This is a genomic window from Streptomyces lichenis, from assembly GCF_023218175.1.
In the GTDB taxonomy this organism is placed as follows: Bacteria; Actinomycetota; Actinomycetes; order Streptomycetales; family Streptomycetaceae; genus Streptomyces; species Streptomyces lichenis.
The window spans coordinates 13,655-37,617 of sequence record NZ_JALPTH010000025.1; the positions used below are offsets into that span (position 1 = coordinate 13,655).

At 71.7% G+C, this 23,963-nt stretch carries 20 protein-coding genes; 17 read left to right on the top strand and 3 right to left on the bottom strand.

Translation table 11 applies throughout. The features are described 5' to 3' along the window. The 14 genes from M1O15_RS23145 (at nt 1) to nuoN (ending at nt 16,209) form a co-directional block, all read left to right on the top strand. Nucleotides 1-360, top strand: a complete 360-nt coding sequence (locus M1O15_RS23145; protein ID WP_248636062.1) for an NADH-quinone oxidoreductase subunit A — start codon at nt 1-3, stop codon at nt 358-360. A gap of 21 nt (nt 361-381) precedes the next feature. Then, nucleotides 382-936: a NuoB/complex I 20 kDa subunit family protein gene (locus M1O15_RS23150; RefSeq protein WP_248636063.1), complete on the top strand. Its 555-nt coding sequence runs from the start codon at nt 382-384 to the stop codon at nt 934-936. Between the two features lie 112 nt (nt 937-1,048). Continuing rightward, on the top strand, nt 1,049-1,780 hold the full coding sequence (locus M1O15_RS23155; protein ID WP_248636064.1) for an NADH-quinone oxidoreductase subunit C: 732 nt from the start codon (nt 1,049-1,051) through the stop codon (nt 1,778-1,780). Continuing rightward, on the top strand, nt 1,777-3,102 hold the full coding sequence (locus tag M1O15_RS23160; protein WP_248636065.1) for an NADH-quinone oxidoreductase subunit D: 1,326 nt from the start codon (nt 1,777-1,779) through the stop codon (nt 3,100-3,102). The genes M1O15_RS23155 and M1O15_RS23160 overlap by 4 nt, the downstream gene beginning before the upstream one ends. A 26-nt stretch (nt 3,103-3,128) precedes the next feature. Beyond that, nucleotides 3,129-3,977, top strand: coding sequence for an NADH-quinone oxidoreductase subunit NuoE (gene nuoE, locus M1O15_RS23165; RefSeq protein WP_248636142.1), 849 nt, complete (start codon nt 3,129-3,131; stop codon nt 3,975-3,977). Then, nucleotides 3,977-5,332 (top strand): NADH-quinone oxidoreductase subunit NuoF, encoded by a 1,356-nt coding sequence (gene nuoF, locus M1O15_RS23170; protein ID WP_248636066.1) that lies wholly within the window; start codon nt 3,977-3,979, stop codon nt 5,330-5,332. Before nuoE ends, nuoF begins: the two co-directional genes overlap by 1 nt. Next, complete coding sequence (locus tag M1O15_RS23175; RefSeq protein WP_248636067.1) at nt 5,329-7,824, top strand: NADH-quinone oxidoreductase subunit G; 2,496 nt, start codon at nt 5,329-5,331, stop codon at nt 7,822-7,824. The genes nuoF and M1O15_RS23175 overlap by 4 nt, the downstream gene beginning before the upstream one ends. Continuing rightward, nucleotides 7,821-9,212, top strand: a complete 1,392-nt coding sequence (gene nuoH, locus M1O15_RS23180) for an NADH-quinone oxidoreductase subunit NuoH (protein ID WP_248636068.1) — start codon at nt 7,821-7,823, stop codon at nt 9,210-9,212. The genes M1O15_RS23175 and nuoH overlap by 4 nt, the downstream gene beginning before the upstream one ends. Beyond that, nucleotides 9,196-9,831 carry an NADH-quinone oxidoreductase subunit NuoI gene (gene nuoI, locus M1O15_RS23185; protein WP_248636143.1) on the top strand — a complete coding sequence of 212 codons (636 nt, stop codon included), beginning with the start codon at nt 9,196-9,198 and terminating at the stop codon, nt 9,829-9,831. Before nuoH ends, nuoI begins: the two co-directional genes overlap by 17 nt. Continuing rightward, entirely contained in the window at nt 9,828-10,721 is an 894-nt protein-coding gene (locus tag M1O15_RS23190) for an NADH-quinone oxidoreductase subunit J (protein ID WP_248636069.1), read from the top strand. The genes nuoI and M1O15_RS23190 overlap by 4 nt, the downstream gene beginning before the upstream one ends. After that, nucleotides 10,718-11,017, top strand: a complete 300-nt coding sequence (nuoK, locus tag M1O15_RS23195; protein WP_004927567.1) for an NADH-quinone oxidoreductase subunit NuoK — start codon at nt 10,718-10,720, stop codon at nt 11,015-11,017. Before M1O15_RS23190 ends, nuoK begins: the two co-directional genes overlap by 4 nt. A gap of 11 nt (nt 11,018-11,028) precedes the next feature. Continuing rightward, entirely contained in the window at nt 11,029-12,969 is a 1,941-nt protein-coding gene (gene nuoL, locus M1O15_RS23200) for an NADH-quinone oxidoreductase subunit L (RefSeq protein WP_248636070.1), read from the top strand. A 4-nt stretch (nt 12,970-12,973) separates the two neighbouring features. Next, on the top strand, nt 12,974-14,545 hold the full coding sequence (locus M1O15_RS23205; RefSeq protein ID WP_248636071.1) for an NADH-quinone oxidoreductase subunit M: 1,572 nt from the start codon (nt 12,974-12,976) through the stop codon (nt 14,543-14,545). Between the two features lie 14 nt (nt 14,546-14,559). After that, entirely contained in the window at nt 14,560-16,209 is a 1,650-nt protein-coding gene (gene nuoN, locus M1O15_RS23210) for an NADH-quinone oxidoreductase subunit NuoN (protein ID WP_248636144.1), read from the top strand. A gap of 85 nt (nt 16,210-16,294) precedes the next feature. Here nuoN and M1O15_RS23215 read toward each other — a convergent pair whose 3' ends face one another. Continuing rightward, the gene (locus M1O15_RS23215) at nt 16,295-17,656 is read right to left on the bottom strand and encodes a TolB family protein (protein ID WP_248636072.1); all 1,362 of its coding nucleotides are present in this window, start codon (nt 17,654-17,656) and stop codon (nt 16,295-16,297) included. Nucleotides 17,657-17,943: 287 nt separating this feature from the next. Here M1O15_RS23215 and M1O15_RS23220 point away from each other — a divergent pair, with 287 nt between their 5' ends. The 3 genes from M1O15_RS23220 to M1O15_RS23235 all read left to right on the top strand — a co-directional run bounded on the left by M1O15_RS23220 (nt 17,944) and on the right by M1O15_RS23235 (nt 20,456). Further along, entirely contained in the window at nt 17,944-18,468 is a 525-nt protein-coding gene (locus M1O15_RS23220) for a hypothetical protein (RefSeq protein ID WP_248636073.1), read from the top strand. A 161-nt stretch (nt 18,469-18,629) separates the two neighbouring features. Further along, nucleotides 18,630-19,487: a helix-turn-helix transcriptional regulator gene (locus M1O15_RS31500; RefSeq protein WP_282577141.1), complete on the top strand. Its 858-nt coding sequence runs from the start codon at nt 18,630-18,632 to the stop codon at nt 19,485-19,487. A 105-nt stretch (nt 19,488-19,592) separates the two neighbouring features. After that, entirely contained in the window at nt 19,593-20,456 is an 864-nt protein-coding gene (locus M1O15_RS23235; protein WP_372499561.1) for a dioxygenase family protein, read from the top strand. Between the two features lie 66 nt (nt 20,457-20,522). On the opposite strand, the gene fahA is transcribed toward M1O15_RS23235, so the two are convergent. Both fahA and M1O15_RS23245 read right to left on the bottom strand, forming a co-directional pair. Continuing rightward, a complete protein-coding gene (fahA, locus tag M1O15_RS23240) occupies nt 20,523-21,749 on the bottom strand; it encodes a fumarylacetoacetase (protein ID WP_248636074.1) in 1,227 nt (408 codons plus the stop codon). A gap of 156 nt (nt 21,750-21,905) precedes the next feature. Continuing rightward, on the bottom strand, nt 21,906-23,939 hold the full coding sequence (locus M1O15_RS23245; RefSeq protein WP_248636075.1) for a CocE/NonD family hydrolase: 2,034 nt from the start codon (nt 23,937-23,939) through the stop codon (nt 21,906-21,908). Nucleotides 23,940-23,963: the final 24 nt, after the last annotated feature.

The following is a 23,963-nucleotide window of genomic DNA, read 5'->3' on the forward strand; positions in this document are numbered from 1 at the left end:
GTGAATGCCTACGCGCCCATCCTCGTGCTCGGCGCCCTCGGGGCAGGGTTTGCGATCTTCTCCGTGGTCATGGCCACGCTTGTCGGCCCCAAGAGGTACAACCGGGCCAAGTTGGAGGCCTACGAGTGCGGCATCGAGCCGACGCCCACTCCCGCCGGAGGCGGCCGCTTCCCGATCAAGTACTACCTGACGGCGATGCTCTTCATCATTTTCGACATCGAGATCGTCTTCCTCTATCCCTGGGCCGTCAGCTTCGACGCCCTGGGGCTTTTCGGGCTCGTGGAGATGCTGCTCTTCGTGCTCACCGTCTTCGTCGCCTACGCGTACGTGTGGCGGCGCGGCGGCCTGGACTGGGACTGACCAAGGAGCTGAAGGCACCTCATGGGACTCGAAGAGAAACTGCCGAGCGGCTTTCTGCTGACGACCGTCGAACAGGCCGCGGGCTGGGTGCGCAAGGCGTCCGTCTTCCCGGCCACCTTCGGCCTCGCCTGCTGCGCCATCGAGATGATGACCACCGGCGCCGGGCGGTACGACCTCGCCCGGTTCGGCATGGAGGTCTTCCGCGGCTCACCGCGCCAGGCGGACCTGATGATCGTGGCCGGCCGGGTCAGCCAGAAGATGGCCCCCGTGCTGCGCCAGGTCTACGACCAGATGCCCAGCCCGAAGTGGGTCATCTCCATGGGCGTCTGCGCCTCCTCCGGCGGGATGTTCAACAACTACGCGATCGTGCAGGGCGTCGACCACGTCGTCCCCGTCGACATCTACCTGCCCGGCTGCCCGCCGCGGCCCGAGATGCTGATCGACGCCATCCTCAAGCTCCACACCAAGATCCAGGGTTCCAAGCTCGGCGTGAACGCCGAGGAGGCGGCCCGGGAGGCGGAGGAGGCGGCGCTCAAGGCCCTGCCCACGATCGAGATGAAGGGGCTGCTGAGGTGAGCGACGCACCCGCGGCCACCGGGCCGCGGACACTCCGGGCCACCGGGCCGCAGACGAGGACGATTCCGGCGCCGCCGCGCCGCGCGGGCGCAGAAGCGAAGAGGTGTACGCGTTGAGTACCGCCGACCCCAACCCCGAGAAGGACCTCAGCGCCCAGAACCTCCCCGGCCAGCGTGGCGACGCCGGCGAGGAGGTCCGCGTCCAGCGCGGCATGTTCGGCGCGAACAACGGCGGCGACACCTCCGGCTACGGCGGCCTGGTCCGCTCCGTACGCCTCCCCGGACCGGCCACCCGCCCGTACGGCGGCTGGTTCGACGAGGTGGCCGACGAGCTGGAGGGCGCCCTGGAGGAGCAGGACCTGCTCCCGGCCAACGCCATCGAGAAGACGGTCGTGGACCGCGGCGAGCTGACCTTCCACATCGAGCGCGAGCACCTGCTCCGCGTCGCCCGCACCCTGCGCGACGACCCGGCGCTCCGCTTCGAGCTGTGCACCGGGGTCAGCGGGGTGCACTACCCCGGCGACAAGGGCCGCGAGCTGCACGCCGTCTACCATCTGCGCTCGCTCACCCACGGCCGGGCGATCCGGCTGGAGGTCTCCGCCCCGGACAGCGACCCGCACGTCCCCTCGCTGGTCTCCGTCTACCCGACCAACGACTGGCACGAGCGGGAGACCTACGACTTCTTCGGGCTGGTCTTCGACGGCCATCCCGCCCTCACCCGGATCATGATGCCGGACGACTGGCAGGGCTTCCCGCAGCGCAAGGACTACCCCCTCGGCGGCATCGCGGTCGAGTACAAGGGCGCCCAGATCCCGGCTCCGGACCAGCGGAGGTCCTACTCATGAGCACCGACCACCTCTCGGATGCCCGGGAGACCACCGAGGGCACCGTCTACACGGTCACCGGCGGCGACTGGGACGAGGTCGCCGAGGCCGCGGCCAAGGCCGACGACGAGCGGATCGTCGTCAACATGGGCCCCCAGCACCCGTCCACCCACGGCGTGCTCCGGCTGATCCTGGAGATCGACGGCGAGACCGTCACCGAGGCCCGCTGCGGCATCGGCTACCTGCACACCGGCATCGAGAAGAACCTCGAGTTCCGCACCTGGACACAGGGCACCACCTTCGTGACGCGGATGGACTACCTCACGTCCTTCTTCAACGAGACCGCCTACTGCCTGGGCGTGGAGCGGCTGCTCGGCATCGAGGACCAGATCCCCGACCGCGCCTCGGTGATCCGCGTCCTGCTGATGGAGCTCAACCGGCTCTCCTCGCACCTGGTGTGCATCGCCACCGGCGGTATGGAGCTGGGCGCCACCACGATCATGATCTACGGGTTCCGGGACCGCGAGCTGATCCTCGACCTGTACGAGCTGATCACCGGCCTGCGTATGAACCACGCCTACATCCGCCCCGGCGGGCTCGCCCAGGACCTGCCGCCCGGCGCGGTGGACCGGCTGCGCGAGTTCGTGAAGACCATGAAGAAGAACCTGCCGGAGTACGACAAGCTCGCCACCGGCAACCCCATCTTCAAGGCCCGGATGCAGGGCATCGGCTACCTCGACCTGGCCGGCTGCATGGCGCTCGGCGCCACCGGCCCGATCCTGCGCTCCACCGGGCTGCCGCACGACCTGCGCAAGAGCGACCCGTACTGCGGCTATGAGGACTACGAATTCGACGTCCCCACCGCCGACACCTGCGACGCCTACGGCCGCTTCCTGATCCGGCTGGAGGAGATGCGCCAGTCGCTGCGCATCGTCGAGCAGTGCCTGGACCGGCTGGAGCCCGGCCCGGTGATGGTCGCCGACAAGAAGATCGCCTGGCCCGCGCAGCTCGCCATGGGCCCCGACGGCCTCGGCAACAGCCTGGACCACATCAAGAAGATCATGGGCACCTCCATGGAGGCCCTGATCCACCACTTCAAGCTGGTCACCGAGGGCTTCCGGGTCCCGCCCGGCCAGGCGTACGCCGCGGTCGAGTCCCCCAAGGGCGAGCTGGGCGCGCATGTCGTCTCCGACGGCGGCACCCGCCCCTACCGGGTCCACTTCCGCGACCCGTCCTTCACCAACCTGCAGTCCATGGCGGCGATGTGCGAGGGCGGCCAGGTCGCCGACGTCATCGTCGCCGTCGCGTCCATCGACCCCGTGATGGGAGGCGTCGACCGGTGACCGCCAACCAAGAGGTGAGCCTCGGGATGCCGGAGCTCCCGGCCCCCGAGTACCCGGCCGAGGTCCGGGCCCGGCTCGAAGCGGACGCGAGGGAGGTCATCGCCCGCTACCCCGGCAGCCGCTCCGCGCTGCTGCCGCTGCTGCACCTGGTGCAGTCCGAGGAGGGCTACGTCTCCCGCACCGGGATGCGGTTCTGCGCCGACCTGCTGGGCCTGACCACCGCCGAGGTCACCGCGGTGGCCACCTTCTACACCATGTACCGGCGCAAGGCCTCCGGCGACTACCAGGTCGGGGTGTGCACCAACACCCTCTGCGCGGTGATGGGCGGCGACGCCATCTTCGACGAGCTCAAGCAGCACCTGGGCGTCGGCAACGGCGAGACCACCGAGGACGGCGCGGTCACCCTGGAGCACATCGAGTGCAACGCGGCCTGCGACTTCGCCCCGGTGGTGATGGTCAACTGGGAGTTCTTCGACAACCAGACCCCGGAGTCGGCCCGCGCCCTGGTGGACGACCTGCGCGCCGGCCGCCCGGTCGAGCCGACCCGCGGCGCCCCGCTCTGCACGTACAAGGAGACCGCCCGCATCCTGGCCGGCTTCCCCGACCAGCGCCCCGGCGCGGTCGCCGCGACCGGCGGCGCCGGACCCGCCTCGCTGGTCGGCCTGCGCCTGGCCAAGGGCGAGACCGCCCCCGCCCGGGTGGTCCACCCCCGCCCGGCCGCACCGGACGACGCCGTACCGCCCTCCCAGCCGGACGACCCGGCGAAGACCACCCCGAACCGCGAGCACCTCAGCTCGCACGAGGGCTCCCAGCCGACCTCGGCCTCCGACCCGAGCAACCCGGCCGCCAGCCCGACCGCCGAGGAGGGGGAGTGATGACCGTGGCCACCGAGACCCACAGCCCCGACAAGCTGCTGGCACCGGTCCTGTCGGCGTTCTGGGACCAGCCCGACGCCTGGACCCTGGAGACCTACCTCCGCCACGACGGCTACGAGGGCCTGAAGAAGGCCCTCGCCATGACGCCGGACGACCTCATCGCGTACGTCAAGGACTCCGGACTGCGCGGCCGCGGCGGCGCCGGCTTCCCCACCGGGATGAAGTGGCAGTTCATCCCGCAGGGCGACGGCAAGCCGCACTACCTGGTCGTCAACGCCGACGAGTCCGAGCCCGGCACCTGCAAGGACATCCCGCTCCTCTTCGCCAACCCGCACTCCCTCATCGAGGGCATCGTGATCGCCTGCTACGCGATCCGCTCCTCGCACGCCTTCATCTACCTGCGCGGCGAGGTCGTCCCCGTACTGCGCCGGCTGCACGAGGCCGTACGGGAGGCCTACGCGGCCGGCTACCTCGGCTCCGACATCCTCGGCAGCGGGCTGGACCTCGAACTGACCGTGCACGCCGGCGCCGGCGCGTACATCTGCGGCGAGGAGACCGCGCTGCTCGACTCCCTGGAGGGCCGCCGCGGCCAGCCCCGGCTGCGGCCGCCCTTCCCCGCGGTCGCCGGCCTCTACGCCTGCCCCACCGTGGTGAACAACGTCGAGTCCATCGCCTCCGTTCCCGCGATCCTGCACCGCGGCAAGGACTGGTTCCGCTCCATGGGCAGCGAGAAGTCCCCCGGCTTCACGCTCTACTCGCTCAGCGGCCATGTCGCCTCGCCCGGCCAGTACGAGGCCCCGCTCGGCATCACCCTGCGCCAGCTGCTCGACCTCAGCGGCGGCATCCGCCCCGGCCACCGCCTCAAGTTCTGGACCCCCGGCGGCTCCTCCACCCCGCTCCTCACCGACGAGCACCTGGACGTGCCGCTGGACTACGAGGGCGTCGGCGCCGCCGGCTCCATGCTCGGCACCAAGGCCCTCCAGTGCTTCGACGAGACCACCTGCGTGGTGCGGGCCGTCACCCGCTGGACCGAGTTCTACGCCCATGAGTCCTGCGGCAAGTGCACCCCCTGCCGCGAGGGCACCTACTGGCTGGTCCAGCTGCTGCGCGACATCGAGGCCGGCAAGGGCGCCATGAGCGACCTCGACAAGCTGGGCGACATCGCCGACAACATCAACGGCAAGTCCTTCTGCGCCCTCGGCGACGGCGCCGCCTCGCCGATCTTCTCCTCGCTCCAGTTCTTCCGCGAGGAGTACGAGCAGCACATCACCGGCCGCGGCTGCCCCTTCGACCCGGCGAAGTCCACCGCCTGGGCCGACAACCCCCACGGCCCCACTCCGGAGGTGACGGCATGACGGTCACGACGTCCAACCCCGCCGGGGGCGGCGCCGCCGCCGTCCCGCCCGAGGACCTGGTCACCCTGACCATCGACGGCATCCAGGTCTCCGTACCCAAGGGCACCCTGGTCATCCGGGCCGCCGAGCAGCTCGGCATCGAGATCCCCCGGTTCTGCGACCACCCGCTGCTCGACCCGGCCGGCGCCTGCCGCCAGTGCATCGTGGAGGTGGAGGGCCAGCGCAAGCCGATGGCCTCCTGCACCATCACCTGCACCGACGGGATGGTGGTCAAGTCCCAGCTCACCTCGCCGGTCGCCGAGAAGGCGCAGGTCGGCGTGATGGAGCTGCTGCTGATCAACCACCCGCTGGACTGCCCGGTCTGCGACAAGGGCGGCGAGTGCCCGCTGCAGAACCAGGCCGTCTCGCACGGCCGGTCCGACTCCCGCTTCGAGGGCCGCAAGCGGACCTACGAGAAGCCGGTGCCGATCTCCACCCAGGTGCTGCTGGACCGCGAGCGCTGTGTGCTCTGCGCCCGCTGCACCCGCTTCTCCAACCAGGTCGCCGGCGACCCGATGATCGAGCTGGTCGAGCGCGGCGCCCTCCAGCAGGTCGGCACCGGCGAGGGCGACCCCTTCCAGTCGTACTTCTCCGGCAACACCATCCAGATCTGCCCGGTCGGCGCCCTCACCTCGGCCGCCTACCGCTTCCGCTCCCGCCCCTTCGACCTGGTCTCCAGCCCCTCGGTCTGCGAGCACTGCGCCGGCGGCTGCGCCACCCGCACCGACCACCGCCGCGGCAAGGTCATGCGCAAGCTGGCCGCCGACGACCCGGCGGTCAACGAGGAGTGGATCTGCGACAAGGGCCGCTTCGCCTTCCGGTACGGCCAGCAGCGCGACCGCCTCACCACCCCCCTGGTACGGGGAGCGGACGGCGTGCTCGCCCCCGCCTCCTGGCCGGAGGCACTGGAGGTGGCCGCCCGCGGGCTGGTCCGGGGCCGCACGGGAGTGCTCACCGGCGGCCGGCTGACCGTCGAGGACGCCTACGCCTACGCCAAGTTCGCCCGGGTCGCGCTGGACACCAACGACATCGACTTCCGGGCGAGGGTGCACAGCGGCGAGGAGGCCGACTTCCTGGCCGCCCAGGTCGCCGCGCACGGCACCGACCTGGACGGGCTCGGCGTCACCTACACCGCCCTGGAGAAGGCCCCGGCCGTCCTGCTGGCGGGCATCGAGGCCGAGGAGGAGGCGCCCGGCGTCTTCCTGCGGCTGCGCAAGGCCTGGCGCAAGCACGGGCAGAAGACCTTCGCCCTCGCCGCGTACGCCACCCCCGGGCTGGCCAAGGCGGGCGGCACCCTGCTGCCGGCCGCGCCCGGCACCGAGACCGAGTGGCTGGACGCGCTGGCCACCCGGGACGGTCTTGAGGAGTCCGGGACGGCCGCCGCCGAGGCGCTACGGGCCGAGGGCGCGGTGATCGTGGTCGGTGAGCGGCTGGCCGGGGTGCCGGGCGCGCTGACCGCCGCCGTGGCCACCGCCGCCGCCACCGGCGCCGCCCTGGTGTGGATCCCGCGCCGGGCCGGTGAGCGGGCCGCGCTCTGGGCGGGCGCCATCCCGGCGCTGCTGCCCGGCGGACGCCCGGCCACCGACCCGCGGGCCCGCGAGGACGTGGCGCTGGCCTGGGGCGTACGCGAACTGCCCACCGGCTACGGGCGGGACACCGGCCAGATCGTGGAGGCCGCCGCCACCGGTGAGCTGGGCGCGCTGCTGGTCGGCGGCGTGGACGTGGCCGACCTGCCCGACCCGGCCCGCGCCCGCGAGGCGCTGGACGCGGCCTTCGTGGTCTCGCTGGAGCTGCGGCCCGGCGAGGTCACCGACCGGGCGGACGTGGTCCTCCCGGTCGCCGCGGTGGCCGAGAAGGCGGGCACCTTCCTCAACTGGGAGGGCCGGGTGCGGATGTTCGAGGCCGCGCTGAAGCCCGAGCAGCTGACCCGGGCGCTGCCGCCGACCGACGCCCGGGTGCTGCACATGCTGGCCGACGCCATGGACGTGCACTTCGGGCTGCCGGACGCGCGCACCATCCGCCGCGAACTGGACCGGCTCGGCCCCTGGGACGGCGCCGCCTCGGCCGGGCCGTCCGAGTCCGCCGTACCGCTGCCCCGGGCCGGGGAGGGCGAGGCCGTCCTCGCCGGGCACCGGATGCTGCTGGACCTCGGCCGGCTCCAGGAGGGCGACGAGGCGCTGGCCGGCACCCGGCGGGCCCCGGTGGTACGGCTGTCGGCCGCCACCGCCGCCGAGACCGGCGTCGAGCACGGCGACCTGCTCGCCGTCAGCGGCCCGGCCGGCTCCGTGGAACTCCCGCTGCACATCACCGAGATGCCGGACCGGGTGGTGTGGCTGCCGCTGCGGTCCACCGGTGGCGGGGTGCTCTCCGACACCGGAGCCGTACCCGGCCGGCTGGTCCGTATCGCCCCGGCCGCCCCCGCCCCCGCGGGCCCCACGGAGGTGGAGGAATGAGCCCGTCCCTGAGTCCGTACACCGGGCCGTACATCCTGGCCGCTGAGGATCTTTCCCTGTTCGGCCGCGACCCCTGGTGGCTGGTGGCCGTCAAGGCGGTCTTCTGCTTCGCCTTCCTGATGGTCACCGTGCTGTTCTCCATCGTGTGGGAGCGCAAGGTGGTCGCCTGGATGCAGCTGCGCGTCGGCCCCAACCGGCACGGCCCCTGGGGACTGCTCCAGTCGCTCGCCGACGGCGTCAAGCTGATGCTGAAGGAGGACGTGATCGTCCGCCGCGCGGACAAGGCGGTCTACGTCCTGGCGCCGATCGTGGCCGCCATCCCGGCGTTCATGGCGATCGCGGTCATCCCGTTCGGCCCGGCCGGCAACGAGGTCTCGATCTTCGGCCAGCGCACCACGATGCAGCTCACCGACCTGCCGATCGCGATGCTCTACATCCTCGCGGTCGCCTCGGTCGGCATCTACGGCATCGTGCTGGCCGGCTGGTCCTCCGGCTCCACCTACCCGCTGCTCGGCGGGCTCCGCTCCTGCGCGCAGATGATCAGCTACGAGATCGCCATGGGCGCCGCGTTCGCCTCGGTGTTCCTCTACTCCGGCTCGATGTCGACCTCCACCATCGTGGAGGCGCAGGCCGACCGCTGGTACATCGTGCTGCTGCCGGTCTCCTTCATCATCTATGTGGTGACCATGGTCGGCGAGACCAACCGGGCCCCGTTCGACATGCCGGAGTCCGAGGGGGACCTGGTCGGCGGCTTCAACACCGAGTACAGCTCCATCAAGTTCGCGATGTTCATGCTCGCCGAGTACGTGAACATGGTGACGGTCTCCGCGGTGTCGGCGACCCTCTTCCTCGGCGGCTGGCGCGCCCCCTGGCCGATCTCCGGCTTCTGGGAGGGCGCCAACCACGGCTGGTGGCCGCTGCTCTGGTTCACCCTCAAGGTGCAGTTGCTCCTCTTCTTCTTCATCTGGCTGCGCGGCACCCTGCCCCGGGTCCGCTACGACCAGCTGATGAAGCTCGGCTGGAAGGTGCTCATCCCGGCCTCGGTGGTCTGGCTGATGCTGGTCGCCACCGTGCGGGCGCTACGCAACGAGAACTACGACTTCACCGAGATCGTGCTCTACGTGGGCGGGGCGGTCCTCGCCGTGCTGCTGCTGTCCTTCGTGGCGGACGCCTTCCGCGACCGGGGGCGCGGCAAGGGTGAGGAGGCCGAGGCCGACCCGGCCGCCTTCGACCCGATGGCCGGCGGCTACCCCGTACCGCCGCTGCCCGGGCAGACCCTCCCACCGGTCCCGCGGCGCCGTCCGCGGGGGGACCGGGAACTGATTGTCAGTGGTGGCCCCGATACTCGTACGGAGAGTGACGGAAAGGAGGCTGACGGTGTCCGATAGCGACTTCCAGAACCCGGTCGCCGGCTTCGGCGTGACCTTCAAGGCCATGTTCAAGAAGCGGCTCACCGAGCAGTACCCGGAGCAGCAGAAGACCACGGCGCCGCGCTTCCACGGCCGCCACCAGCTCAACCGGCACCCGGACGGGCTGGAGAAGTGCGTCGGCTGCGAGCTGTGCGCCTGGGCCTGTCCGGCCGACGCGATCTACGTCGAGGGCGCGGACAACACCGAGGAGGAGCGGTACTCGCCGGGCGAGCGGTACGGGCGGGTCTACCAGATCAACTACGCCCGCTGCATCCTGTGCGGGCTGTGCATCGAGGCCTGCCCCACCCGCGCGCTCACCATGACCAACGAGTTCGAGCTCGCCGACAGCTCCCGGCAGAACCTGATCTACACCAAGGAGCAGCTGCTGGCGGGCCTGGAGGAGGGCATGGTCGACTCCCCGCACGCCATCTTCCCCGGCATGGACGAGCAGGACTACTACCGGGGCCTGGTCACCGAGGCCGCCCCGGGCACCGTCCCGCAGCAGGCCGTCTCCAAGGACGTGGACGCCAAGCCGCAGGAGGCCGCGGCCGACTTCGGCGAGGACGAGCCCGCGTCGAGGAAGGTGATCGGGTCATGAGCGCCGCCACCGACTCCCTCTCGCTCGCCGCCTCCGACACCGTGGCGCTCGCGGCCTCCACCACCTCCACCGGCGAGGCCGTGCAGTTCTGGATCCTCGGCACCATCGCCGTGGTCGGCGCCCTGTGCACCATCCTGATGCGGAAGGCCGTGCACAGCGCCCTCTGCCTGGCCGGCACGATGGTCATCCTGGCGATCTTCTACCTCGCCAACGGGGCCTACTTCCTGGGCATCGTGCAGATCGTGGTCTACACCGGCGCGATCATGATGCTCTTCCTCTTCGTGGTCATGCTGGTCGGCGTCACCGCCGCCGACTCGCTGAAGGAGTCCATCAAGGGCCAGCGCTGGCTGGCCGCGCTCTGCGCGCTGGGCTTCGGCGCCCTGCTGATCGCCGGCATCAGCCGGGCCTCGCTCGGAGCCTCCAACGGCCTGGGCACCGCCAACGCCGGCGGCAATGTCGAGGGCCTGGCCGCCCTGATCTTCACCAAGTACGTCTTCGCCTTCGAGATCACCGGCGCCCTGCTGATCACCGCCGCCGTCGGCGCGATGGTCCTCACCCACCGGGAGCGCACCGAGAAGGCCGCCACCCAGCGGGAGCTGGCCGAGCGCCGGGTGCGCGAGGGCAGGCACCTGCCGCCGCTGCCGGCCCCCGGCGTCTACGCCCGGCACAACGCGGTGGACGTCGCCGGACTGCTGCCGGACGGCACCCCCTCGGAGCTGACCGTCAGCCAGACCCTGCGCGCCCGCGGCCAGGTCCGCGATGTCTCCATCGAGGCGCTGAACGACCTTGCGGCGCTGGAGCAGCGGTCCGAGGACCGCCTCGGCCGCCGTCCCGCCCCCGCGGGCACCGCCCGCCGGGGCCGGGCGCACGAGGAGGAGAAGGACCAGTGAACCCCGTCAACTACCTGTATCTGGCCGCGCTGCTGTTCACCATCGGCGCGACCGGGGTGCTCATCCGGCGGAACGCCATCGTGGTGTTCATGTGCGTGGAGCTGATGCTCAACGCCTGCAACCTCGCGTTCGTCGCCTTCTCCCGGATGCACGGCAATCTCGACGGCCAGATCATCGCCTTCTTCACGATGGTCGTCGCCGCCGCGGAGGTCGTCGTCGGGCTGGCGATCATCGTGTCGCTGTTCCGTTCCCGCCACTCGGCCTCGGTCGACGACGCCAGCCTGATGAAGCTGTGAGGGGCTGAAACGTGGAGAACCTGATCGCGCTGCTCGTCGCGGCGCCTCTGCTGGGAGCGGCCGTACTGCTGTGCGGCGGCCGCCGGCTGGACCGGTACGGGCATCTGCTCGGCACCGTGCTGGCCGCCGCCTCCTTCGTCATCGGGGCGGTGCTCTTCTTCGACATGCTGGGCCGGGGCGCCGAGGAACGCGCCCTCTACCAGACCCTGTTCGCCTGGGTCCCGGTGGAAGGCTTCCAGGCGAACATCGCCTTCCAGCTCGACCAGCTGTCGATGACCTTCGTCCTGCTGATCAGCGGTGTCGGCACCCTCATCCACGTCTACTCCATCGGCTATATGGAGCACGACGAGCGCCGCCGCCGCTTCTTCGGCTATCTCAACCTCTTCCTCGCGGCCATGCTGCTCCTCGTCCTGGCCGACAACTACCTGCTGCTGTACTTCGGCTGGGAGGGTGTGGGCCTCGCCTCCTACCTGCTGATCGGCTTCTGGCAGCACAAGCCCTCGGCCGCCACCGCCGCCAAGAAGGCCTTCCTGGTCAACCGGGTCGGCGACATCGGCCTCTCCATCGCGATCATGCTGATGTTCACCACCTTCGGCACCTTCACCTTCGGGCCGGTGTTCCAGGAGCTGGACGGCGCGGGCGAGGGGACCCTCAACGCCATCGCGCTGATGCTGCTGCTGGCCGCCTGCGGCAAGTCCGCTCAGGTACCGCTGCAGTCCTGGCTGGGGGACGCGATGGAGGGCCCGACCCCGGTCTCGGCCCTGATCCACGCGGCCACCATGGTCACCGCCGGCGTCTATCTGATCACCCGCTCCGGCGCGATCTTCAACGCCGCCCCGGACGCCCAGCTGGTGGTGGTCGTGGTCGGCGCGGTCACCCTGCTCTTCGGTGCGATCGTCGGTTGCGCCAAGGACGACATCAAGAAGGCGCTGGCCGGCTCGACCATGTCGCAGATCGGGTACATGGTGCTGGCCGCCGGACTGGGCCCGATCGGCTATGTCTTCGCCATCATGCACCTGGTCACCCACGGCTTCTTCAAGGCCGGGCTGTTCCTCGGCGCGGGCTCGGTCATGCACGCCATGAACGACGAGGTCGACATGCGCAAGTACGGCGGCCTGCGTAAGTACATGCCCGTCACCTTCGTCACCTTCGGCCTCGGCTATCTGGCGATCATCGGCTTCCCGGGGCTCTCCGGCTTCTGGTCCAAGGACAAGATCATCGAGGCGGCGTTCGCCAAGGGCGGCGCGGAGGGGTGGATCCTCGGCGCGGTCACCCTGCTGGGCGCCGGCATCACCGCCTACTACATGACCCGCGTGATGCTGATGACCTTCTTCGGCGAGAAGCGCTGGCAGCCCGCCCCGGCGGCGGACGCCGCCACCGACGTCGAGCCCTCCGCCGACCACCACCCCGGCGAACTGCCGCACCCCCACGAGTCCCCCAAGTCCATGACGGTCCCGATGATCGTGCTGGCCTTCGGCTCGGTCTTCGCGGGCGCCCTGTTCTCCTTCAACAGCTCCTTCGTCCACTGGCTGGAGCCGGTCACCCGGTTCGAGCACGGCCACCCGCCGGTCGGCGCCGCCGTGATCACCACCGCCACCGTCGTGGTCCTCCTCATCGGCGCCGGCATCGCCTACGCCCAGTACGGGCGCAAGCCGGTCCCGGTCACCGCCCCGCGCGGCTCGCTGCTCACCCGGGCCGCCCGCCGCGACCTGCTCCAGGACGACTTCAACCACGTCGTCCTGGTCCGCGGCGGCGAGCACCTCACCCGCTCCCTGGTCTATCTGGACCACTCCCTGGTGGACGGGGTGGTCAACGGTACCGCCGCCTCCGTCGGCGGACTCTCCGGCCGGCTGCGCAAGCTGCAGAACGGCTTCGCCCGCTCCTACGCGCTCTCGATGTTCGGAGGTACGGCGGTGCTCATCGCCGCGACCCTGCTGATGAGGGGGGTGTGACCCGATGTCCTTCCCCCTGCTGACGGCAACCGCCGCCCTCCCGGCGCTCGGCGCGGTGCTCACCGCCGCCGTCCCCGCCGCCCGGCACACCGCCGCCAAGTGGCTGGCGCTGGTCTTCTCGCTGGCCACCCTGGGGCTGGCCGCGCTCGTTGCGGTCCGCTTCGACCCGGGCGGCGCCCGCTACCAGCTCACCGAATCCCACGCCTGGATCGCCGACTTCGGCGTCCGCTACGAACTGGGCGTGGACGGCATCGGGGTGGCGCTGATCGCGCTCACCGCGCTGCTGATCCCCTTCGTCATCCTGGCCGGCTGGCACGACGCCGACCCGGACCAGCAGTCGAACCGCCGCTGGCGCCCCACCCAGGGCTTCTTCGCCCTGATCCTGGCCGTCGAGGCGATGGTGATCCTCTCCTTCGAGGCCACCGACGTCTTCCTCTTCTACATCCTGTTCGAAGCCATGCTCATCCCGATGTACTTCCTCATCGGCGGCTTCGGAGACCGCGCGCACAGCGGCAGCGACGAGAACGCCGCCGCCCAGCGCTCCTACGCGGCGGTGAAGTTCCTCCTCTACAACCTGGTCGGCGGCCTGATCATGCTCGCCGCCGTCATCGGCCTCTACGTGGTCGCCGGGAACTTCTCCCTCACCGAGATCGCCGAGGCCCGCGCCGCCGGTGACCTCACCATGGCCACCAACACCGAGCGCTGGCTCTTCCTCGGCTTCTTCTTCGCCTTCGCGGTCAAGGCCCCGCTCTGGCCGCTGCACACCTGGCTGCCCAACGCCATGGGCGAGGCCACCGCCCCTGTAGCCGTCCTCATCACCGCGGTCGTGGACAAGGTCGGCACCTTCGCGATGCTCCGCTTCTGCCTCCAGCTCTTCCCCGAGGCATCCAAGTGGGCCACCCCGGTGATCGTGGTCCTGGCCCTGGTCAGCATCATCTACGGCGCCCTGCTCGCGGTCGGCCAGCGCGACATCAAGCGCCTGGTCGCCTACGCCTCGATCTCCCACTTCGGCTTCATCATCCTGGGCATCTTCGCGATGACCAGCCAGGGCCAGAGCGGCGCCACCCTCTACATGGTCAACCACGGCATCTCCACCGCCGTGTTGATGCTGGTCGCCGGCTTCCTGATCACCCGCCGGGGCTCGCGTCTGATCGCCGACTACGGCGGCGTCCAGAAGGTCGCCCCGATCCTGGCCGGGACCTTCCTGATCGGCGGCCTGGCCACCCTCTCCCTCCCGGGCCTGGCCCCCTTCGTCTCCGAGTTCCTGGTGCTGGTCGGCACCTTCGCCCGCTATCCGGCGGCCGGGATCGTCGCCACCGTCGGCATTGTGCTCGCCGCGCTCTACGTCCTGGTCCTCTACCAGCGGACCATGACCGGCCCGGTGAAGCCCGAGGTCCGCTCCCTCCCCGACCTCAAAGCCCGCGAACTGGCGGTGGTGGCCCCCCTCATCGCCCTCCTCGTCCTCCTGGGCGTCTTCCCCAAGCCCCTCACCGAGATCGTCGACCCCGCCGTACGGCACACCATGTCCGACGTCCAGCAGCAGGACCCCCGGCCCGAAGTGGAGGCGGCCAAGTGAGCACCGCAGCCGTCCTGAGCGCCCCCGCCGTCCACAGCCTGTGGACGACGGCCGCCGAACCGGTCGACAAGATCCCCGCCCCCACCATCGAGTACGCCCAGCTGGCGCCCATCCTGATCGTGGTCGGCGCCGCCGTGCTGGGCATCCTGCTGGAGGCGTTCGTCCCCCGCCGGGCCCGCTACCACGCCCAGCTCTTCCTCGCCGTGGTCGGCCTCGCCGCCGCCTTCGCCGCCACCGTGGGCCTCGCCGCCTCCGGCCACGCCTCCACCCAGGCGCGGATCGCCGCCATGGGCGCCATCGCCGTGGACGGCCCCGCCCTCTTCCTCCAGGGCACCATCCTCCTCACCGCCCTGGTCGCCGTCTTCACCTTTGCCGAGCGGCGGCTCGACCCGGCCCACCACGGCCACCGGGTCGACTCCTTCGCCGCCGAGGCGGCCGCCGTCCCCGGCAGCGAGCACGAGAAGTCGGCCGTCAAGGCGGGCTTCACCACCACCGAGGTGTTCCCGCTCGCCCTGTTCGCGGTCGCCGGCATGCTGGTCTTCCCGGCCGCCAACGACCTGCTGACCCTCTTCATCGCCCTGGAGGTCTTCTCCCTCCCCCTCTACCTCCTCTGCGCGGTGGCCCGCCGCAAGCGCCTGATGTCCCAGGAAGCAGCCGTCAAGTACTTCCTCCTGGGCGCCTTCTCCTCCGCCTTCCTCCTCTTCGGCATCGCCCTGCTCTACGGCTACGCGGGCTCGGTCTCCTACGCCCGGATCGCCGACGTGGTGGACGGCGCCGTCACCGACGTGGACCCGGCGCTCGCCTCCACCATGGGCAACGACGTCCTGCTCCTCATCGGCTTCGCCCTCCTGCTGACGGGCCTGCTCTTCAAGGTCGGCGCCGTCCCCTTCCACATGTGGACCCCGGACGTCTACCAGGGCGCCCCGACGCCGGTCACCGGCTTCACGGCCGCCGCCACCAAGGTCGCCGCCTTCGGCGCCATGCTCCGCCTGCTCTATGTGGTGCTCCCCGGCCTCACCTGGGACTGGCGGCCCGTCATGTGGGGCGTCGCCATCGTCACCATGCTGGGCGGCGCGGTGGTCGCGATCACCCAGACCGACATCAAGCGGCTGCTCGCCTACTCCTCCATCGCCCACGCCGGCTTCATCCTCGCCGGTGTCATCGCGGCCACTCCCGAGGGCGTCTCCTCCGTCCTCTTCTACCTGGCCGCCTACTCCTTCGTGACCATCGGCGCCTTCGCCGTGGTCACCCTGGTCCGCGACGCCGGCGGCGAGGCCACCCACCTCTCCCAGTGGGCCGGCCTGGGCCGCCGCTCCCCCCTGGTGGCCGCCGTCTTCGCCGTCTTCCTCCTGGCCTTCGCCGGCATCCCCCTGACCTCCGGCTTCTCCGGCAAGTTCGCCGTCTTCAAGGCGGCGGCGGAAGGCGGCGCGGGCGCCCTGGTCGTCGTCGGCGTCATCGCCTCCGCCATCGCGGCCTTCTTCTACATCCGGGTCATCGTGCTGATGTTCTTCAGCGAACCGAAGCCCGAGGGCCCCACCGTCGCCGTTCCCTCCCCCCTCACCATGACCGCCATCGGCGTCGGCGTGGCCGTCACCCTGGTCCTGGGCCTGGCCCCCCAGTACTTCCTGGACCTGGCCGGCTCGGCCGGCACCTTCGTCCGCTAGCCCGCCCCCGACCGCCGACGGCGGGGCACCCCCTCACCGGGGTGCCCCGTCGTCCGTTCGTATGGCGGCGCCGTCGAAGCACTCCTCAGCGCCGGCGGTGCACCGCGAAGACATCGGAGGCGCCGTTGCTGTCCCCGGCGACCAGCCGATCCGATTCCGAGTCGAAGACCACCGTGCGGGCCCGGGCATCCAGCGCGACGGACCCGGTCCACCCGGTGAAGGGGCCGTCCACGGACCTGGTCAGCAGCTCCACCGTGCCCGTGCGCAGATCCCGGGCGAACAGGTCGTAGCCGTCGTTGGTGTCATCGGACGCCAGGTTGCCCGCGGCGGACTCGAAGACCACGGTGCGCCCGTCGGCGGAGAGCTGACCGAGGTGGCTGGGGCCGCCCTCGGCCTGGGCGCCGCCGGGGGCGAGGCTGATCCGGGTGGTGGTGTGCCGGGCGAGGTCGCGGAGGAAGACATCGCTCTGGCCGTTGGTGTCACCCGGCACCAGATCGGTGTAGGTGGAGGCGAAGACCGCGTAGCGCCCGTCCTCGCTGAGGGAGGGGCCGGTGGCCCCCGCGCTGGTGCCGTCCAGGGACACGCTGGCGGCGACGGTCCGGCCGGTGCGCAGATCGTGCACGAACATCGGGTACGAGCGCGGCTTGCGCGCCTCACGGCCCGCGGGCTCATCGGGCTCATCCGGCACCGGGGCCGCGAGGTCCGTACGGGAGTTGAAGCCCACCCGGCGGCCGTCCGCGCTGATCGTCGGCGAGGCGGCGGCCCGTGCGGCCTGGGTGCCGTCGCTGTAGACGTTCACCCGCCGGGTCGTACCGCGCCGGAGGTCGCGCACGAAGATGTCGGCCACCCTGTTGGTGTCACCCGGCACCAGATCGGAGCGGGCCGACTGGAAGGCGACGAACCGCCCGTCGGCGCTGATCACGGCCTGGCCGGAGCCCGCCGTGGTGGGGTTCTCCGGGAGCAGCGGGCGGGTCCGGCCGGTACGGCGGTCGTGCACCAGCAGCTCGTCCCGTAGCTCTCCGGTGCCCGGATCGCGGTGGTACACCTCCACGACCAGGGTCCGCCCGTCCGCGCTCACGGACGCCGACACCGGGTCCGCGCCCGGCCGGCCGAGGTCGATCCGCTCGATCCGCCCGGTGGCCAGGGAGCGGACGAAGATGTCGGCGAGCCCGTTGGTGTCCCCCGGCACCAGATTGTCGGCCTCGGACAGGAACGTGACCGTCCGCCCGCCGGGGCTGACGTCGACGGCGTACGAGGGCCCGTTCCCCTGCACCCCGCCCGCGCCGAGGCTGACCCGCTCCGTCGTGCTGGCGCCCACCGAGCGGGCCGTGGCCGAGCCGGGGGCGAGCACGCCCGCGACCAGACCGGCACCGACCAGGACGGCCACCGCCGCACGCGTCCCTCGGCCCCTCCGGCTTCTCCTGCCGGTGAGCGTGACGTGCCGCATACGGTCCCCCTCCTCCGCCGCGGGGCACCCCACGGCGCCCCGCGCGCACCGCCCCCAGCGGCCGGTGCCCCGGGCCGGAGCCAAGCCGCGTACAGCCGGGCGGTCAACCGGTTGGGCAGACAACCGGCCATCGCCCGGGGGAGGGAGTCAGTAGGACGTGTCACGATGCGGCTCATCGACCGGACGGCGGGGCCCGGCCGACCGCGCACCGCAGGAGCGCCCCGTCAGACGACGTCCTGACCGACCGGGCAGGCCGGCCGGTCAGACCGACCAGGCAGACTGACCGGGTGTTCGACTGCGCATTCGACTTCGGAATCGAGGGCTTCCAGCCCGAGTGGCGGGAGGGCGTACGTGACCTGAGGCACGGGCACGGCCACCGCCTCGGTGCCCTGGTGGGCCGCCCGTTGACCCGTACCTGGCTGGTCTGGGACCTGGAAGAGGACCGGTGGTTCGCCGACTGCCCGGTGCTGCTGGACTTCGACGGACAGCGGGTCGAGCTGGTGCACAACACGTTCGACGACCTCTCCGTCACCTGGTCCACCATCGACCCGCGCCGACCGGTGCGCTGGCCCGGCGCCGACTTCGTACGGGAGTGGCGGCCGGACCCCCTCCCCGAGCTCCAGGCGCTGTGCGGCTCGGTGCTCCACCGCGTCGAGCTGCTGGAGTGGACGGGGCCCGGACCCGCTCACGGCAACGTGGAGGTGAGCTTCGTCTTCCCCGGCGGCCGGATCGGCGTCTTCAACGCCATGGACGAGAACGGGCTGACCTTCGCCCCGCCCCTGCCGGAGCTGCGGGTGCACTGCCTGGAGTGAGGCGCCCGCCGGGTGGCCGGATTGGCGGTGACCCCGGGGCTGCGGGTGCGCCATCCTGGTATGGACCTGACAAGAGGTGCGGGAGGGGTGTGGGCGGGATGCGGGGAGCGACGGTGGCGCCGGGGACCGTGACGCCGTTACCGGTGGGCGGGGAGATGCCGATGCATCGGCTGGAGGTGCCGATGCCCAACGTGCTGCCGTTCAAGATCGGGACGTTTCAGGGGTACGGGCCGGAGGCGTACGCGGACTTTCCGCACCGGCACACGTTCTACGAGATCGTGCATGTCACGGCCGGGAGCGGGACGCATGTGGTGGAGCTGGAGCGGCATCCGCTGGAGCCCCCGCATCTGGGGGTGGTGGCGCCGGGGCAGGTGCACCACTGGGAGGGGGTGAGCGGGTTGGAGGGGACGGTCATCCTGTTCACGGAGCACTTCCTGGTCGAGTACGCGGATGACCGGGAGGTGTTGGGGCGGTTGGCGGCCGAGCGGCCGTGGTTGGGGTTGGACGGGGCCGCGGAGGTGTGGGCGGGGCGGTTGGTGGGGGAGTTGCAGGAGGAGTTCCGGCGGGGTGCGGAGGGGTTCGCGACGGTGCTGCGGGCGCTGCTCCACATCCTGGTGGTGCGGGCGGCGAGGCTGGCCGGTCCCTTCGTACCGGAAGGGGGCGCGGGGGCGCGGTCGGTGGGGGTCGCGACGGGGTTCGGGCGGTTGCTCGCGGGGGGTGATCCGGCGGGTTGGTCGGTGAGGGGGTGCGCGGACGCGCTGGGGGTGAGCGCCGGGTATCTGGCCGAGGCGGTGAAGGCGGCCACCGGGCGGACGCCGGGGGAGTTGATCCGGGAGGCCCGGGTGGGGGAGGCCAAGCGGCTGCTGGCGTGCACGGACCTGACGGTACGGCAGGTGGCGCTGCGGACGGGGATGAGCGACCCGGCGTACTTCTGCCGGTTCTTCCGGCGGGAGACGGGGGTCAGTCCGGGGGATTTCCGGCGGGGGGTGGACGTCGGCGGCATGCGTGAAGGGTGGTGAGGGCCGGGGGATTCACCATGAACGGCGGAGTGAGTCCATCGCCCGCCCCGGGCCGCGCCCCTAGGTTCGTCAGCGATCCCGACGCCCCCTGGACAAGGAGCAGGCATGGATGGCGAGATGGACCCCACGGGCCCCATGGACCACACCCCGACCGAGCGCGGGCGGCCCAGCCGGAAGGCGGTGCTGCGGGCGGCGGTGGCCGCCTCGGTGGCGGCGCCGGTGCTGCTGATGGGGGTTCCGGCGCTGGCGCGGACCGCTCGGAGCAACGGGGTGGAGCCGGAGCTGACGCCGGAGTGCGACGACGGGGACGACCCGACGCCGCCGCAGACGGAGGGGCCGTACTTCAAGCCCAACTCACCGCTGCGGACCTCGCTGGTGGAGCCGGGCACGGTCGGCACCCGGCTGACCGTGAGCGGGTATGTGTTCGGGCGGGCCTGCCTGCCGCTGGGCGGCGTACTGCTCGACTTCTGGCAGGCGGACGACAACGGGGCGTACGACAACACCGGGTTCCGCTTCCGGGGGCACCAGTTTACGGACGCGGGCGGGAAGTTCACGCTCAGCACGATCGTGCCGGGGCTCTATCCGGGGCGGACGCGGCACATCCATGTGAAGTTGCAGGCGCCGGGCCGTCCGGTGCTGACGACGCAGCTGTACTTCCCGGGCGAGCCGCGCAACAACACCGACCCGATCTTCGACGCGCGGCTGCTGATGGCGGTCCGGGACGTGGGGGGCGGGGGCGGGAAGGAGGCGTCGTTCGACTTCGTGCTGGATGTGCCGCAGACGCCCGGCCCGGGGCCCGATCCGACGCCCACCCCGACGCCGACCGCCAAGGCGTGGGCGGTGGGGACGGCGTACCGGGCCGGTGACCGGGTGACCCACGGCGGGCGGACGTACGCCTGCCTGATCGGCCATACGGCGATACGGGGATGGGAGCCGTCGACCACTCCGGCGCTGTGGCGGGCCGTGTGACCCAAGAGGAAAAAGGGGGCGCCCTGGGACCGGTGGATGATCCCGGGGCGCCCCTTCGGCCTGTGCTCAGTGGGTGGGGGTGATGCGGCCGGTGACCTCTCCGAGGGCGACCTTGACGCCGTCCGGGCCGGGGGCCCAGGCGGTGAAGGTGACCTCGTCGCCGTCTTCCAGGAAGGCGCGCTTGCCGGTGGTGAGCTCGATGGGCTCCTGGCCGTTCCACGTCAGTTCGAGGAGCGAGCCGCGCTGGTGGGTCTCGGGGCCGCTGACCGTGCCGGAGCCGAAGAGGTCGCCGGTACGGAGGGAGGCGCCGTTGACGGTCATATGCGCGAGCTGCTGGGCCGCTGTCCAGTACATGGTGGAGAAGGGCGGCTCGGCGACGGTCTCACCGTTGATGGCGACGGTGATGTGGAGGTCGAAGCCGCCGGGCTCGTCCTCGGCGGAGTCGTCGAGATAGGGGAGCAGCGGGAAGTCCCGGGCGGGCGGCGCGGTGCGGGCGGCGTCCAGGGCCTCCAGGGGAGTCACCCAGGCGGACACCGAGGTGGCGAAGGACTTGCCGAGGAACGGGCCCAGCGGCACGTACTCCCAGGCCTGGATGTCCCGGGCGGACCAGTCGTTGAGAAGGAAGAGGCCGAAGACATGGTCGCGGAAGTCGGCGAGGGGGACGGGCGTCCCGAGGGTGGAGGGGGTGCCGACCAGGAAGCCGACCTCCGCCTCGATGTCCAGCTTGATGGAGGGCCCGAAGACGGGGGTGGGCTCGGCGGGGGGCTTGCGCTGGCCGGAGGGGCGGGTGACCTCGGTGCCGGAGACCACGACGGTGCCGGAGCGGCCGTGGTAACCGATCGGCAGGTGCTTCCAGTTGGGGGTGAGCGGCTCGCCGTCCGGGCGGAAGATGCGGCCCACGTTGGTGGCGTGGTGCTCGGAGGCGTAGAAGTCGACGTAGTCCGCGACCTCGTAGGGGAGGTGCAGGGTGACCTCGGCGAGCGGGTGGAGCAGCGGCTCTATGTCGGGGCGGTGGGCGGGGACGGTCACCCAGGCGGTGAGCGCCCGGCGGACGTCGCGCCAGGCGGTGCGGCCGGCGGCGAGCAGCGGGTTGAGGCTGGGCTGGGCGAGCAGCGCGGCGTACGGGGAGCCGAGCGCGTGCGCGGCCGCGCCCGCGTCCAGGACGTGGTCGCCGATGCGGACGCCGAGCCGCCGGCGCTCGGGCTCGGAAGCGGTGGAGAACACTCCGTAGGGGAGGTTGTGCGGGCCGAAGGGGTCGCCCTCGGCCAGGTCGAGCGGGCTCTGCTCGGGCATCGGTGCTTGCCTCGCTTTCCACGGGTCGTGGGGGACACGTTACGACGGCAGGGTGACGTTCCAGCGGCGGTGTGGGGGAGGAGTTCGTCCGGTGTACGGATAAGGGTGTCCGATATCCGGAGAGAGTGGGTGCCGGCGAGCGTGATGAGAGGGGGCTCAGCCCGCCGTGCGCGGGATGCGCTTCTCCCAGGTGCGGTGGAACAGCACCTCGGTGCCCTCGGCGCAGATCACCTCGTCGGCGGTGATGAAGTGGGTGGCGTCGCAGGAGATCTCCGAGCGGGTGTCCACGGTGACGTCCCAGCCGAGCTCCGGGCGGTGGAGGCGGATCTTCCAGTCGGAGCGGGTGCGGGCGGTCAGCGGGTCGTCCTCCTGGATGGTGTACGTCTCCAGGGCGTCCTCGGTGAATTCCAGGCCGTCCGGGTAGACCCGGGTCCCGCCGTAGCGCGGGTCGACCTCCAGCCGCCACTCGCCCTTGGCCACATCCCGGACGACCAGCCGCTCGGGCCGCTGCTCGTCCAGGGTGACCGGGTGGCTGACGCCCAGCGGCTCGGCCTGCTCGGGGGCGGGGAAGGTGATCCGGCGGGCGGCGGGCGCGGTGGCGTCGTCGTCGGCGGCGGTACGGGCGCGCACCGGTAGCTCCAGGGTGCTGCCGACCGGGTCCAGGGTGAAGCCGGCCGCGTCCGGCTGGGGCCAGATCCACGGCCAGTACGCGGAGGAGACCGCGAGCCGCACCCGGTGGCCGGGCGGGAAGGTGTGGCCGATGCCGTTCAGCTCGAAGGCGAAGGTGTCGTTGACGCCGGGCTCGCACGGGACGGCCTGGTCGCGGCCCCGGCGGGCGGAGAAGTTCAGCGCGCCCCGGGTGACCAGGGTGGAGGAGCCGTCCGGCGCCACATCGCAGAGCCGGGCGATGACCTGGCCGCGCGGGGCGTCCGGGCGCAGGTTGAGGCTGACCGCCGCCCGGCCCAGGACCTCGATCGGCTCGCCGTCCTCGGGGACCGGGAAGTCGAAGCAGGCCGAGTGGGCGTCCTCGTCGCGCTGGTCGGGCGGCAGGTCGGCCTCGTTGCCGAACGGGAAGAAGCGGCCCGCGTCCAGCCCGGTGCGCTGCGGGGAGCGGACCAGCACCGGCTCGCCCTGGAGGGCGTAGGTGAGCGGGGTGACGTTCGGCGAGGGCCAGGCGTCGTCGCCGACCCAGCGGCCGGGCAGCTCGCGGTAGACGGTGGCCGGCGGGTGGGACTCGCTGATGTACGAGCGGAGCAGCGGTTCGGCCATGATCCCGGTGTCCTCGCCCTTGAGGTGGTGGTCCCACCAGCGCAGGGTCTCCTGGAGGAAGCCGATCGCCGGGCCGGGCGGCAGCCCCCGGTCGGGGTACTGGTGCGACCAGGGGCCGATGATCCCGCGTACCCGGTCGTGGGGCAGGTGCTCGACCAGGCGGAGCACGGTGTCCCGGTACGGGTCGTGCCAGCCGCCCACCGCGAGCACGGCCGCGTCGATCGCCCCGTAGTCCTCGCAGACGCTGCCGTGCTTCCAGTAGTCGTCCCGGGTCTGATGGGTCAGCCAGGTGTGGATGAACGGCTCGACCGCCTCCAGCCGGGTCAGCCACTGCTCGCGCCAGCCCTCGCCCGCGTACACCGGGTCCGGCGGCCGGGAGGTGAAGGCCAGCATGGTGGCCGCCCAGGCGTGCATGTCCACGGCGAGTACGGAGCCGCCCATGTAGTGGACGTCGTTGTCGTAGCGGTCGTCGGCGGAGCAGACGGTGATGACCGCCTTGAGCGGTTCGGGGCGCAGGGCGGCGAGCTGGAGGCTGTTGAAGCCGCCCCAGGAGATGCCGAACATCCCGACCCGCCCGTCGCACCAGGGCTGCGCGGCCAGCCACTCGATGACGGCCACCCCGTCGGCCAGCTCGGTGGCGTCGTACTCGTCGCCGGGCAGCCCCTCGCTGTTGCCGTGCCCGCGCACGTCCACCCGTACCGAGGCGTAGCCGTGGCCCGCGTACCAGGGATGCCGCTGCCAGTCCCGGGGCGCGGTCCAGTCGCTGAGGCGGTACGGGAGGTATTCGAGGAGGGCGGGGACGGGCTCGTCGGTGAGCGGGCGCCATACCCGGGCGAAGAGCCTCTGGCCGTCCGCGAGGGGGATGCGGACGTCCTCGTGGGTGGTCTCGTACGGGAAGGAGTCGGCGGGGCGGATGTGCATGGGTGGTCACCTCGGGGCCGTGGG